At 61.8% G+C, this 12,457-nt stretch carries 12 protein-coding genes; all 12 read left to right on the top strand.

From position 1 onward, the window contains the following. The first annotated feature begins 147 nt into the window (after nucleotides 1-147). Nucleotides 148-918 (top strand): formate dehydrogenase accessory sulfurtransferase FdhD, encoded by a 771-nt coding sequence (locus tag MTP36_RS12145; RefSeq protein WP_249251064.1) that lies wholly within the window; start codon nucleotides 148-150, stop codon nucleotides 916-918. 178 nt (nucleotides 919-1,096) lie between these two features. Then, the gene (locus tag MTP36_RS12140; protein ID WP_249251062.1) at nucleotides 1,097-2,014 is read left to right on the top strand and encodes an FMN-binding protein; all 918 of its coding nucleotides are present in this window, start codon (nucleotides 1,097-1,099) and stop codon (nucleotides 2,012-2,014) included. 22 nt (nucleotides 2,015-2,036) lie between these two features. Beyond that, nucleotides 2,037-2,681 carry a ferredoxin-like protein gene (locus MTP36_RS12135; RefSeq protein WP_055186098.1) on the top strand — a complete coding sequence of 215 codons (645 nt, stop codon included), beginning with the start codon at nucleotides 2,037-2,039 and terminating at the stop codon, nucleotides 2,679-2,681. Nucleotides 2,682-2,693: 12 nt separating this feature from the next. Continuing rightward, nucleotides 2,694-4,850: an aldehyde ferredoxin oxidoreductase N-terminal domain-containing protein gene (locus tag MTP36_RS12130; RefSeq protein ID WP_055186097.1), complete on the top strand. Its 2,157-nt coding sequence runs from the start codon at nucleotides 2,694-2,696 to the stop codon at nucleotides 4,848-4,850. A 26-nt stretch (nucleotides 4,851-4,876) separates the two neighbouring features. Then, complete coding sequence (locus MTP36_RS12125) at nucleotides 4,877-5,794, top strand: hypothetical protein (protein WP_112090636.1); 918 nt, start codon at nucleotides 4,877-4,879, stop codon at nucleotides 5,792-5,794. Nucleotides 5,795-6,236: 442 nt separating this feature from the next. Then, nucleotides 6,237-7,475: a molybdopterin molybdotransferase MoeA gene (locus tag MTP36_RS12120; protein ID WP_249251053.1), complete on the top strand. Its 1,239-nt coding sequence runs from the start codon at nucleotides 6,237-6,239 to the stop codon at nucleotides 7,473-7,475. Further along, nucleotides 7,465-7,983 (top strand): molybdopterin-guanine dinucleotide biosynthesis protein B, encoded by a 519-nt coding sequence (gene mobB, locus MTP36_RS12115; RefSeq protein ID WP_249251051.1) that lies wholly within the window; start codon nucleotides 7,465-7,467, stop codon nucleotides 7,981-7,983. Before MTP36_RS12120 ends, mobB begins: the two co-directional genes overlap by 11 nt. 13 nt (nucleotides 7,984-7,996) lie before the next feature. Beyond that, on the top strand, nucleotides 7,997-9,016 hold the full coding sequence (locus MTP36_RS12110) for a molybdopterin-binding protein (RefSeq protein ID WP_249251049.1): 1,020 nt from the start codon (nucleotides 7,997-7,999) through the stop codon (nucleotides 9,014-9,016). A gap of 71 nt (nucleotides 9,017-9,087) precedes the next feature. After that, entirely contained in the window at nucleotides 9,088-9,585 is a 498-nt protein-coding gene (gene moaC / locus MTP36_RS12105) for a cyclic pyranopterin monophosphate synthase MoaC (protein WP_249251047.1), read from the top strand. Further along, on the top strand, nucleotides 9,578-10,555 hold the full coding sequence (gene moaA / locus MTP36_RS12100) for a GTP 3',8-cyclase MoaA (RefSeq protein WP_249251037.1): 978 nt from the start codon (nucleotides 9,578-9,580) through the stop codon (nucleotides 10,553-10,555). Before moaC ends, moaA begins: the two co-directional genes overlap by 8 nt. 6 nt (nucleotides 10,556-10,561) lie before the next feature. Continuing rightward, nucleotides 10,562-11,494, top strand: a complete 933-nt coding sequence (locus MTP36_RS12095; protein WP_249251035.1) for an MOSC domain-containing protein — start codon at nucleotides 10,562-10,564, stop codon at nucleotides 11,492-11,494. A 75-nt stretch (nucleotides 11,495-11,569) separates the two neighbouring features. Further along, nucleotides 11,570-12,454: a molybdate ABC transporter substrate-binding protein gene (gene modA, locus MTP36_RS12090; RefSeq protein ID WP_249251033.1), complete on the top strand. Its 885-nt coding sequence runs from the start codon at nucleotides 11,570-11,572 to the stop codon at nucleotides 12,452-12,454. Nucleotides 12,455-12,457: the final 3 nt, after the last annotated feature.

Raw genomic sequence — 12,457 nt, 5'->3', positions numbered from 1 at the left:
ACGTTTTTATCGCAATGCCGGACAGTCTGCGGGCTGTCCGGCATTGCGATTTACGGCAAGAGGGCTCTTGACTTTTTGCCACAGAACCGGTATGTTGATACTGTCCGTCTGACACACAGCATTGCATTTATAATATAAGGAAACTTTATGGAAAAACGCAGTACACCCTCTTTGCAGATCACCGACCGCTTTGGCGCACAGGCGGCTTTTGCCAGCCTGCGTCTGCCGGACGGCACCGAAGCCACCATACCGGCAGAGCACGCCGCCGCTATCTATGTAAACGAGCAACCCGCCTTCCGGGTGGTATGCACCCCGGCGCTGCTGCCGCAGCTGGCCTTGGGACGGCTGCTCACCGAAGGGTGGATCGCATCTGCGGACGAGGTGGAGCAGATCGCCGTCTGCGCCGAGGGCGCAAAGGTGCAGGTATATCTGCGCCACCCGCTGCCCACCCGCCGCGCCGCCGCGCAGGAGGTTGCCAGCTGCTGTACCGATAATATCGCGCTGGGCAGTCCGGTGGAACTGCAGCCTCTGCGCCCTGTGCCGGGGCTGGCCTTGCAGCCGGAATGGGTGCAGACCCTGACCGCCGCCATGCACGCCGGTCTGCCGCTGTACCGCGCCACCCGGGCGGTGCACAGCTGCTTTGTGCTGCACAAAGGGGAAATTGTTTTTGCCTGTGAGGATCTGGGGCGGCACAATGCGCTGGATAAGGCGGTGGGCTGCGCGGTGCTGGCAGGGCTTCCGCTGGCAGAATGCGTGCTGTACACCAGCGGCCGGGTGCCGCTGGATATGGTGCGCAAGGCCATCCGCGCCGGGGTGCCGGTGCTGGTAAGCAAAAGCATGCCCACGGTGCAATCCGCAGAGCTTGCAGCAGAATACGGCCTGCAGCTGGTGTGCGGACGCAAATTCCCTAAACTTTAAGCAAATATTACAAAAACAATCGTTACAAAACGGAAAAGCCTGTCTGTTTCTGTTGACATACTCCGCGCACGCATGTTAATATATTATCGAAGAGACCGCTCCGCTGTTGCAGCAGCCAGAGCGGCCTCAATTGTTGTCCGGGGTTACCCGGCAAAATAAAAAACAGGCAGGTGATAACATGAAGCAGGCAACCAACCCGTTTGCGCCCGTACCGCTGTGGCGCAAGCGGCTGCCGGGCTATGCAGCCATGGGCGTTGCGACCATCGCCTTGGCGGTCGGTCTGACCACCTTGCAAAGCGCACGCACCACGGTTGCCGGTACCCTGCTGCCGGTGTCGGAGGCGGATGCAGCCACCTACGGCATCAGCGCAGTGTACCAGCTCGACGATGGCAGCTACCGCGTGGAGGGCTCTCAGAAGGGCTTCCAGAGCGATGTACAGGCTGCCGTGACCATTGACGCCGAGGGCAATGTTTCCGCAGTAGAGATCCTCTCTCAGGACGAAACCGAAAACCTTGGCGGTCAGTGCGTCAACCCGGAGTTTACGTCCCAGTATCAGGGCGCAGCTCCCTTCACGCTGGCAGGCAAAAGCTACACCGTAACGGACCCCGTTACCGGTGCCGCCTATGCCGCTGCCGGTGCGGCGGAGGAGCAGCCCGCTGCCGCCGGGGATTTTGACCCCGCACAGTGGCGCACCTTCGATACCTCTCCCGAGGCCGAGGCTACCCGCAAGATGTATGCTGCGGGGCTTACCCTCTCGGCTCTGAACGGGCAGCCTTTGGACGATGAGCTGGCTCCGCCGCTGGATTCCAGCGCAGAGGCCGTGGCACGGCGCAAGCTGTACGCAGCCATGCTCAGCAAGAGCGCACTGGACGGCGAGCCGATGGCGATCCCCTTTGCGGATCTCTCGGCAGAAGAGCAGTCCAAGGCGCGTCTGGAGCAGGCCAGCCTGACCACCACCGGCAATGCGTCCGGTGCCGTCAGCGCAGACCTGACCGAGGTGGACGCCCTTTCCGGCGCAACCATCACCTCTTCGGCTGTGACGACCATCGTCAACAACTCGTATTTCTATGTGACCGAGGTGCTCAGCGCAGAGTGACCTCAACGGAGGAATGGAACCTATGGCAAAAACTGATTTCCTGACGGCTGACATGACCCGCCGTCAATTCATGAAGATCTCGGGCAAGAGCCTTGCAGGGCTCACCCTGTCCGCTTCCATGCTGTCCCTGTTCGGCTGCTCTCAGCAGCAGGTGGATTCCGGCGCAGTGGCCACTTGGGCACTGCCGCAGGGCCTGCTGGTGGTCAACGCAGACCTGTGCACCGGCTGCCAGCGCTGCGAGATCAACTGCACCCTGACCAACGATGGCGTGTGCTCCTCTTACATCAGCCGCGTCAAGATCCAGCGCCGTCTGAATCTGGACGGCGCAGGCAACGGTCTGCTGTCCGGCACCGATAACTGCTTTGTCTACTTCCCGGACACCTGCCGCCAGTGTGAGGACCCCGCCTGCGGCAACGCCTGCCCGCAGAAGGCCATCACCACCGACGACCGCGGCATCCGCGTAGTGGATACCGACAAGTGCATCGGCTGTGGCGCCTGCCATGATGCCTGCCCGTGGCACATGCCCACCGTCAACCCCGAGACCGGCAAGTCCTCCAAGTGCATCGCCTGCGGTGCCTGTGTGGCAGGCTGCCCGTCCGGCGCTCTGTCCATCGTGGATTGGGATGCCGTTACCAGCGCAGCACAGGCTGCATACTTGGATCTGTAAGGAGGAACTACAATGGCTGAAAGTTATGGCTGGGCAGGCAAGATCCTGCGCGTCAACCTGACCACCGGCGAGATCACCACGCAGGATGACGAAAAGTACCATAAGTATATCGGCGGTATGGGCATGGCCTACCGCATTATGTATGAGGAAGCTCCCATGGAGCTGGACCCCTATGATGAGAAGGCTCTGGTCATCTTTGGTGTCGGCCCCCTGACCGGCGCAGGCGTGCCCTGCTCCGGCCGTATGAACGTGACCTTCCGCTCCACCTGGTCCAAGGGTCACTCCATTATTGACGCACACATGGGCGGCCACATCGGCTCCATGCTGAAGTATGCCGGTTACGATGGCATCGTGATCAGCGGCATCTCTGAGAAGCCCGTCTATCTGCGCATCGAGGACGGCGCGGTCTCTCTGGAGGATGCAACCGAGATCTGGGGCAAGGGCACCTTTGCTGCCAACAAGTGGATGGTAGAGCAGAACGGCCGCGAGTTCGAGACCGCTTCCATCGGCCCTGCCGGTGAAAATCTGGTGGACTACTCCACCCTGAACACCAGCTTCGGCAACTCCGGCGGTGCCGGTCTGGGCGCTGCTATGGGCAACAAGAAGCTGAAGGGTCTGGCCATCCGCGGCACCGGCAGCGTCAAGGTGGCTGACCCCAAGAAGGTGCTGGAGCTCTCCAACTACATGATGGGCAACCTGATCGGCGGCAACAACAACCACAACGTGCCCGCACAGCCCCAGAGCTGGGCAGAGTACAGCGCCACCTCCGGCAAGAACCGCTGGTCCGGCGCCCCCGGTCGTATGTGGAAGAAGGCTCCCGGCGGCCCCGTGGATACCGGCGAGCAGCCCTACAACGATATCAACAAGGTGGCTCTGCGCTGCTTCAAGGGCTACTTCGACTTCGGCGCTCCCGCTGCCGAGTACACCGTGAAGAACGGCGGCTGCTCCTCCTGCCCCATCCGCTGCTACACCGAGTATGATGTAGATCCGCTGGCAGATTACGATCTGCCCACCCACAACTCCAACACCTGTATGCCCGTGCTGTACGGCACCCGCGTCTACCCGGACGGTGTGCACGACTTTAAGTACGAGGGCGACGGCACCATGGTCATCAATCTGGCATGGTCTCATGCTGTGGACGACATGGGTCTGTGGGACAACTACGGCAACCTGAACCGCGACCTGCTGTGGATTCTGCGGATGCCCCGCGAGGAAGCCACCAAGTACATCAGCGAGGCCGAGTACGACTCTCTGCCTTGGGAGTGGGAGAAGGCCGGCGATCCCCGCTGGGAGGTCGAGCTGATCCGCCGCATGGCTTACGGCGAGGGCGACCTGTCCGTCATCGCCAAGGGCACCCTGGCCATGATGGAAAAGTTTGGCCTGCCCAAGAGCTGGCTGGACCGCGACGACGGCGCTACCAACTCCAACCTGATCTACAACGGCTTCCCCAACCACCACGGCCCTGCTGAGGCATGGCAGGTTGGTATGCTGTACAACCTCGTCTACAACCGTGACTGCATGATCCACGAGATCGTCTGCGAGACCGGTTCCGGCGCTCCCTATGAGGTGACCAAGAAGGTCATGGAGGACTTCTTCGGCGAGGGCTGCTACGATAAGGCCAAGGCCTACACTCCCATCAACGAGAACAAGGCAAAGCTGGCTGCATACTGCGTCAACGACAAGAACTTCCACGACTCCGCTACCCTGTGCAACTGGATGTGGCCCATGACCCAGTCTCCCTCCAAGGAGCGCGACTACCACGGCGATCTGGATCTGCAGGCAGACTTTATGACTGCTGTTACCGGCGAGACCTATACTCAGGCCGGTCTGCAGGAGGACGGCGCCCGCATTACCCAGATGCTGCGCGCGATGACCGCCATCAGCTTCCAGCAGAATTGCGGCAGCGCAAACCTGCGTCAGGAGCACGATGCCATCTGCGATTGGGTGTTTGATAAGGACCCCGACTTCAAGGCATTTGAGGAAGGCACCACCAAGCTGGACCGCGCCGACATGGAGAAGGCAAAGGATCTGTTCTACGACATCTTCGGCTGGGACCGCACCACCGGTGTGCCCACCCGCGAGACGCTGGAGAAGTATGATCTGGCTGACATGGCCGATGATCTGGAAAAGCGCGGCATCTACGCCCAGAACACCGCAGCAGCTGAATAAATCCCATAGAAAGAGGAAAGACCGTCATGTTGTTTGGCAGACGTAAACCCGGCTACACCACCACGGTGGATGGCAGCGTAGACCCGGAGCAGGCCGTTCTGGAACTGCAAAAGGCAGAGCTGGCCGCCAAGAAAAAGCCCAAGGCAGAGGTGTTTGACATCGACGCCGCAAGCGAGACTGCCCGCCGCCTGAAGGAGACCGGCAGCACCTTTGACGGCAGCGCCGCCAAGACCGGTGAAGATGTGATCGCCGCAGTGGAGCGGGAGACCGCCGAGCTTGCCGCAAAGCAGGCCGCCGAGGCCGCACCCGAAGCCGCCGAAGCTGCGCAGCCCGATGCTGCGAAGCCGGAGCTGCTGGATTTTCTGGCCAGTGAACCGGAGGCAGAAAACGATCCCTTTGCGGATCAGCCTACCAAGACCGCCCCGGAGCTGCCGGAGCTGACCCCTGCACAGGAGCTGGCCGGTTACATCCGTGCCCGCTCTGCGGCTGCGCTGATTACCCCCCACGCTTTGCTGCTGGAGGAAGTGGAAAACGCCGATGAGCTGCTAGCGCAGATGCCCGCAGACCCCCAGTGCACCGATATCGTCACCCGCGCGGGTGCAAAGGACACCTACTACTATTCCAACGCCAACATGAGCGATAACTACGCCATGATCGCGCAGCTCATCGAGGACAAGGATCTGTGTGTGATGTTCGCCGAGATGGTGCGGTTCAACGCCCGCATCTACCCCAGCGCCACTCCGCTCAAGTACTTCCAGCGCTCCCCCTACGGCCTTGCGCCGGAGGTCATCGAGCAGACTTGGAAGGCCATGCAGGAGAACCCGGAGTATGCCGATATCGAGGAGCTGACCAACAACCAGAACGAGCGGTTCCTCTTTTCCACCAAGCACCTCACCCGCCGCTACGCCAAGGCTATCAGCGACGTGGACGATTTCTGCGATTAAACCATAAACTACAATTGAATCAGGGTATAAGAGCTTCTTTGAGCAAAGGCGTCTAAACTCTCACAAAGAGCAGGACACCGCGCCGCAATGCTAAGGGCTGCATAAGCCGGCATTCAAGGGTGGCAGGGGAAACCCCACCGCCTTCCCGCAGAAGAAACGCTGCAATTTGAAAAAAAGAACTCCTCCCATCTTCACAGGTGCTTTTTGGCTGTGTGCTGCCGCTGCAAGGGCGGCGCATAGCCAAAGGCTGCCACCGGCGTAGCAGACTGCAAACTGCCGCAGCCGGTTTTGTGGGGATATTCTGCGGAGGCGTTTTGATTTTCCGGTCAAGACGTCTCCGCTTCTTTTTCACCTGCCTTTTTGAAAAAAGAATACCCCCGCCGGTGTCCCCGTCTGAGCCATAGCAGAAGGGGAGAGCGGCGGGTCTATGGAGGAAGTTATAATGAATCAGCCTTTCTGCTCCCCCGTTCAGGCGCTGCGCAGCGTGCTGGACGCGGCAGCGCTTCTGCCTTCTCCGTCCCCGGAGACCATCCCGCTGGAAGCCGCCTGCGGGCGCATTGCTGCCGCCGACCTCTGTGCCCGGATGGACCAGCCCCCCTTTGACCGCAGCCCGCTGGACGGCTACGCCCTGCACAGCGCGGATACCGCCGGAGCAAGCCGGGAGACCCCGGTCACCCTGCCGGTGGTGATGAAGCTTTACGCGGGCGATGCTCCGGCTGCGGCGCTGCCCGCAGGCTGCGCTGCCCGCATCATGACCGGTGCACCCCTGCCGGAGGGCGCGGACTGCGTCCTGATGCAGGAGCTGACCGACAGCGGCGAGGAGACCGTGCAGCTCTATGCTGCCGTAAAACCGCTGCAAAACGTGGTGTTCCGGGGCGAGGATGTAGCCGCCGGTGCGGTCATCGCGCCCGCCGGGACGGTGCTCACCCCCGCCCATCTGGGTGTGCTGGCAGGGCAGGGATACGCTGAAGTAGCCGTCTGCCGCCCGCTGACTGTGGGTATCCTTTCCACCGGCAGCGAGCTGCTGGAACCCGGCGCACCGTGGGCACCCGGTAAAATTTACGATGCCAACGGTATCCAGAACGCCGCCCGGCTGCGTCAGCTGGGCTTTGCCGTGGAACGGCAGCAGTGCTCCGATGACCCGGAGGTCATCACCGGCAAAATGCAGGAGCTGCTGACCCGCTGCGATGCTGTCATCACCAGCGGCGGCGTCTCCGTAGGGCAGAAGGATTATCTGCCCCTTGTGCTGGAAAAGCTGGGCGCACAGCTGCTGGTGGAGGGCGTAGCCCAGAAACCCGGCAGCCCCATGCTGGCGGCTACACTTAACGGTAAGCTGGTGTTCTGCCTGTCCGGCAACCCCTTTGCCGCCGCTGCCACGCTGGAGCAGTACGCTATCCCTGCGCTGCTGCGCGCCGCCGGACGCCGGGAGGAGAGCTGCATCCCCGCCCGCACCGTCTGCACCCTGACCAATGGCTTTTCCAAACCCAGCAAGGGCAACCGCTACCTGCGGGCGACTGCCTGCGGCGGCAAGGTGACCCTGCCCGGTGCGGGCAACGCCGAGGCGCACTCTTCCGGTGCACTGTCTGCCATGATGGGCTGCAACTGTCTGGTGGAGATCCCTGCCGGCAGCGGGCCGGTGGAACCCGGCATGGAAGTGGAGGTGCTTTGCTTTGTACAGTAAACAAAAACAGGCGCTGGCCGAGACACAGGCGCTCAAACGCCCGGCGGTGCTGGCGGTCAGCGGGGTGCACAACAGCGGTAAGACCACCCTGCTGGAAAAGCTGCTGCCCGTGCTGCGCAGCCGCGGATTGAAGGTAGGCGTCATCAAGCACGACGGCCACGATTTTACCCCGGACGTGCCCGGCACTGACAGCTACCGCCTGCGGGAAGCCGGTGCCGAGGGCGTGGCGGTCTACTCCGGCACGCGCTATCTTCTGACCGAGGAATTCCGCCTGACCGAGCAGGATCTGCTTGCCCTGTTCGAGCGTCACGGCTACGACCTTGTGCTGCTGGAGGGGTTCAAGTCCAGCGGCTGGCCGAAGATCGAGGTGGTGCGCAGCGCCATTTCGGATGCGCCCGTCTCCTTCCAGCCGCTGGCGGTGGTGGGGGATATCCCCGGCGCAGATTTTGACCTGAACGATATTCCGGCACTGGCAGACTGGATCGAAGCCCAGATGCCCGCGCTGTAAGGAGAATGCCATCATGAAACTGATCCGTACTGTTGACGCTGCAGGGCAGGTGCTCTGCCATGATATCACCCAGATCATCCCGGGCGAGTACAAGGATGCCCGCTTCCGCAAGGGACATGTCATCCAGCCCGAGGATATCCCCGTGCTGCTTTCCATCGGTAAGGAAAACCTCTACGTCTGGGAAAAGCACCCCGGCATCCTCCACGAGGACGAGGCAGCCGCCCTGCTGTACAAGGCTGCTGCGGGCAAAAATATCCACGGCACTGCGCCGAAAGAGGGAAAAATTGAGCTGATCGCGGACTGCGACGGCCTGCTGAAGATCAACCGCAAGGCGTTGATGGCTGTAAACAGCACCCCGCAGATGATGATCGCCACCATCCACGGCGACCTGCCGGTGAAAAAGGGGCAGAAGCTGGCCGGTACCCGCATCATCCCGCTGGTCATCGAGCAGGAGAAGATGGACGCCATGCAGGCCGCTGCCGGGGCAGAGCCGATTTTGAACGTGCTGCCCATGCAGGCCAAGAAGGTGGGCATCATCACCACCGGAAGCGAGGTGTTCAAGGGACGCATCGAAGATAAATTCACCCCCATCCTGCAAAGCAAGCTGGCCGTCTACGGCTGTGAGATGGTCTTCCACAAGGTCTGTGATGACGACCCCGCCGGGATCACCGCTGCCATTCTGGAGGCCAAGGCCGCAGGGTGCGAACTGATCTTTACCACCGGCGGCATGAGCGTAGACCCCGATGACCGCACCCCGCTTGCCATCAAAAACACCGGGGCGGATATCATCACCTACGGTGCACCAGTGCTGCCGGGCGCGATGTTCCTTGTCAGCTATCTGGACGGTGTGCCGGTGTGCGGCCTGCCCGGCTGCGTGATGTACGCCAAGCGCACTATTTTTGACCTGCTGCTGCCCCGTCTGCTGGCCGATGACCCCATCACCGCCGAGGATATCGCCCGCTTAGGCGAGGGCGGCCTGTGCCTGAACTGCGAAATGTGCCACTGGCCGAACTGCGGCTTTGGGCACTGCTGAAACCCTCTCAGTCAAAGCCTTTCGGCTTTGCCAGCTCCCCCGAAGGGGAAGCTTTACTAAGGTGAAAAAATATGAGTGATAATAATCTGACACATTTTGATGCCGCCGGCAACGCCGTGATGGTGGACGTGAGCGCAAAGCCCGTCACCACCCGGGAAGCTACTGCACACGGCATTATTACCATGAACGCCGAAGCCTTTGCCGCCGTGCAGAGCGGCACCGTGAAAAAAGGCGATGTGCTGGGCGTGGCGCGCATTGCAGGCATCATGGCCACCAAGCGCACCAGCGAGCTGATCCCCCTGTGCCATCCGCTGCCCCTGACCAAGGCGGGCATCGAGTTCCGTCTGCTGCCCGAGCGGCAGGCGGTAGAAGCCCTGTGCACCGTCAAGACCAGTGGCGTGACCGGCGTGGAGATGGAAGCGCTGACCGGCGTTTCCACCGCGCTGCTGACCATCTACGATATGTGCAAGGCCGTGGATAAGGGCATGGAGCTGGGCGAGATCCATCTGGTGGAAAAGACCGGCGGCAAGAGCGGCCACTATATCCGGGCGGAGGGCGGCTATGTTTGATCGTTACCAGCGCGAGATCCATTATCTGCGCCTGTCGGTGACCGACCTGTGCAACCTGCGCTGCCGCTACTGTATGCCGGACGGCGTGGAAAAGCTGGAGCGGGAGGTCGTGCTGACCTACGAGGAATTTCTGCGTCTGGCCGCGCTGTTTGCCCAGTGCGGCATCGACACCGTGCGGGTGACCGGCGGCGAGCCGCTGGTGCGCAAGAACGTGGCGCAGCTGGTGGCAGGGCTTAAAGAGACCCCGGGCATCCGCCGGGTCACCCTGACTACCAATGCGGTGCTGCTGGCAGAGCAGCTGCCCGCCCTGCTGGACGCCGGGCTGGACAGTGTGAACATCAGTCTGGACACCCTGCGCCCGGAGGTGTTCCGGCAGATCACCGCCCGGGACGATTTTGCCGCCGTGCAGACGGGCTTGCAGGCGGCGCTGGAAAGCGGCCTGCCGGTCAAGCTGAACTGTGTGCCGCAGGCGGGCGTCAACGAGGGTGAGCTGGAACAGCTCGCCGCACTGGCAAAGGACAACGCCATGCAGGTACGGTTTATCGAGATGATGCCCATCGGCTACGGCGCTGCCATGCCCTGCATCTCCGGCCCGGAGCTGCGGGCGCGGTTTGCCCGGCGCTGGCCGGAGCTTGTGCCCCTTTCTGCTGCGCAGGAGCACGCTTTAGGCGACGGCCCGGCGGTGTACTACACCGTGCCGGGTTGGCAGGGCAGCATCGGCTTTATTGCAGCGGTGCACGGCAAGTTCTGCGCTTCCTGCAACCGGGTACGGCTGACCAGTCAGGGCTTTTTGCGCCCCTGCCTTGCCAGCGAGACCGGGTGCGACCTGCGCGCCCTGCTGCGCAGCGGCGCAGACGACGCACAGCTGCTGGCCGCCATTCGGGAAACCATCTGGGCAAAGCCCCGGGAACACCATTTTAACGACAGTTCCATGCCCGCAACCCGCGGGATGTATCGCATTGGAGGATAAATAACTATGGGTAAGCTTCTGGCAATCTGCACCAGCCCCAAGCGGGGCACCGTAAAAACCGAGGTGCTCAGCGCCGTCCTGACCCCGGAGTGGGGCATCGTGGAGGACGCCCACGGCGGCAACTGGCACCGTCAGGTCAGTATGCTCAGCGCCGAAAAGATCGAGGCGTTCCGCAAGAAGATCTGGGTGGACTACGGTGCCTTCGGCGAAAATCTGGTCATCGAGGGCTTCGATTTCCGCAATCTGCCGGTGACCAGCCGGTTTGCCATCGGGGACGTGGTGCTGGAAATGACCCAGATCGGCAAAGAATGCCACAACGACTGCGTCATCAAGCAGCAGACCGGCGAGTGCATCATGCCCCACGAGGGCGTGTTTGCCCGGGTGCTCACCGGCGGCGAGATCCATGTAGGGGACGAGGTGACCCTGTTGCCCGCACTGGAAAACCCGCCCCTGCGCGCTGCCGTCATCACCCTTTCCGATAAAGGCAGCCGTGGTGAGCGGGAGGATAAAAGCGGCCCGCTGATCGTAGAGATGCTCACCGCCGCAGGCTATGTGGTGGAGGAGACCATGATCCTGCCGGACGAAGCCAAGGCACTGAAAGCGCAGCTCATCCGCATGGCAGACGGTCGTCAGGTGAACCTTGTGCTCACCACCGGCGGCACCGGCTTCTCCCCCCGGGACATCACCCCGGAAGCCACCTGCGCTGTGGCCGACCGCAACGCCCCCGGCATTGCCGAAGCTATGCGCTACCACAGCCTGAGCATCACCCCGCGCGGAATGCTGAGCCGCGGTGTCAGCGTGCTGCGCGGCAAGACCCTGATCGTCAACCTGCCGGGCAGCCCCAAGGCAGTGCAGGAGAATCTGGAGTACATCCTGCCCAGCTTGGAGCACGGGGTACGCATCGCCGCAGGTCTGGACGGCGAGTGCGCCCGTAAGTAAGGTTTCCTGCCCTGTTTTTCTTTGCGGGGCGTAGAAATATACTATTTTTTTACTTAAAGTAAGGAGAAAACAGAGATGAACGACCATCGCATTTCCCGCCGGAGTTTTCTGGCCGCTGCCGGTATGGCCGGTGCAACCGCTGCCCTCACCGCCTGCGGTGGTGCTGCTTCCAGCGCAGCATCGTCCGTGGCTTCCTCTGCCGCCGCTTCCTCGCAAGCAGCACAGAGCGTGGAGTTGATCGTGTTTGCCGCCGCCTCCCTCACCGAGACACTGAATGCGATCGGTGAGAGCTACACGGCAGAGCACCCGGAGGTGACCTTCCGTTTCAACTTCGACTCTTCCGGCACCCTCAAGACCCAGATCCAGGAGGGCGCGGATTGCGATCTGTTCATCTCTGCCGGTCAGAAGCAGATGAACCAGCTGGACATCACCGCTTCTGCCGAGGTGAACAAGGAAGGCCTTGACTTTGTGGATGCCGACAGCCGCGTGAACCTGCTGGAAAACAAGGTGGTGCTCTGCGTGCCGGAAGGCAGCGACAAGGGCATTGACAGCTTTGACGCACTGGCCGAGCACCTGAAGGCGCAGGATATCCTGTTCTGCATGGGCAACAGCGATGTGCCCGTGGGGCAGTACACCCAGAAGATCCTTGCCTACTACCAGCTGGACGAAGCTGCACTGGCTGCTGCGGGCGTGATCACCTACGGTTCCAACGTCAAGGAAGTGACCACGCAGATCACCGAAGGCAGCGTGGATGCCGGTGTCGTTTACTGCACGGATGCTTATAGCGCCGGTCTGACCCCCGTGGACGAGGCCACCAAGGAGATGTGCGGTCAGGTCATCTATCCTGCCGCTGTGCTGAAAGCCGCCTCCAACGCTGAGACTGCCAAGGAGTTTTTGGCTTACTTACAGACCGACAAGGCCATGACCGTGTTCGAGGGCGTGGGCTTCAGCGCCGTATAAAGG

Source organism: Faecalibacterium sp. I4-1-79, assembly GCF_023347235.1.
GTDB classification, from domain to species: domain Bacteria; phylum Bacillota; class Clostridia; order Oscillospirales; family Ruminococcaceae; genus Faecalibacterium; species Faecalibacterium tardum.
Note: the sequence above shows the minus strand (reverse complement) of the source record. Positions and strands in the feature narration are given on the sequence as shown.